Source organism: Aquabacterium humicola (assembly GCF_030167915.1).
In the GTDB taxonomy this organism is placed as follows: Bacteria; Pseudomonadota; Gammaproteobacteria; order Burkholderiales; family Burkholderiaceae_C; genus Pseudaquabacterium; species Pseudaquabacterium humicola.
This window is the reverse complement of sequence record NZ_JARGNB010000042.1, coordinates 1-1184: the sequence shown is the minus strand read 5'-3', so window position 1 is coordinate 1184 and position 1184 is coordinate 1. Positions and strand designations below refer to the sequence as shown.

Below are 1184 nucleotides of genomic sequence, written 5' to 3'. Positions count from 1 at the left end.
CTAGTGCAGTGCACGTGAAGTTGTAGAACTTATTTTGCTCGGCATACTCCCATCGCCCAGGAGGCTGGAGCGATGCGGATTGCCAAGACGATCGAACTGGATGAAGGCGTGGAGCGGGAGCTTCGTGTTCTTGCTCGAGGCCGCCGCGTGGAGGCTCGATTGCAGCAAAGAGCGCTCGTTGTCTTGCTGGCCGCTCAAGGTCTGCAAAACAAGGACATCGCCGTCGAAGCGGGGCTCGATCGTCGCCAGGTAGCGCTGTGGCGTCAGCGCTTTCTTGACGGTGGCATCGATGCGCTTTGCAAGGACGCGCCACGCTCGGGTCGCCCCGCTACGGTCACGGCCGAGATGGAGTCGCGCATCGTGCACGTCACGCTGCATGAGAAGCCCGTCAACGCCACGCACTGGAGCACGCGCACGTTGGCCAAGCACCTGGGCACGGGTGCGACGACCGTGCGCCGCGTTTGGCAAAGCAACGGCCTGAAGCCGCACCTCAGCCGGACCTTCAAGGTCTCGCGCGATCCTCGCTTCGAGGACAAGCTGATCGACGTCGTTGGGCTGTACGTGAATCCGCCCGAGCACGCTCTGGTGCTCAGCTGCGACGAAAAGAGCCAGATCCAGGCGTTGAACCGCACGCAGCCAGGCTTGCCGATGAAGCGCGGGCGCGCCGGCACCGTCACCCATGACTACAAGCGCCACGGCACGACCACGCTGTTCGCGGCGCTCAACACGCTGGACGGCAGCGTGATCTCGATGTGTCAGCCGCGCCATCGCCACGGCGAGTGGCTGAAGTTCTTGCGGCTCATCGACCGTCGCACGCCCAAGCATCTGACGCTGCACCTGATCGTCGACAACTACGCGACGCACACGCACCCCGACGTGCAGAAGTGGCTGGCCCGGCATCCGCGCTTCGTCATGCACTTCACCCCGACCAGCGCGTCGTGGTTGAACATGGTCGAGCGCTTCTTCCGCGACATCACCGACAAGCGCATCCGGCGCGACAGCTTCACCAGCGTGGCGGAGCTGGAACTGGCAATCGATCTGTACGTCGCGCATCACAACATCGATCCGAAGCCGTTCATCTGGACGGCACGCGCAACCGACATCCTGGCAAAGGTGACGCGTGCGAAAGCCGCGCTTGTCGCTACCGCCGGATAAGTGCAGAACAGAGTGGCGCACTGCACTAG

At 63.3% G+C, this 1184-nt stretch carries 1 protein-coding gene; it reads left to right on the top strand.

Annotated features, from left to right (window positions below; genetic code table 11):
- The first annotated feature begins 72 nt into the window (after positions 1-72).
- Positions 73-1155: an IS630 family transposase gene (locus P1K89_RS33275; RefSeq protein ID WP_284620829.1), complete on the top strand. Its 1083-nt coding sequence runs from the start codon at positions 73-75 to the stop codon at positions 1153-1155.
- Positions 1156-1184: the final 29 nt, after the last annotated feature.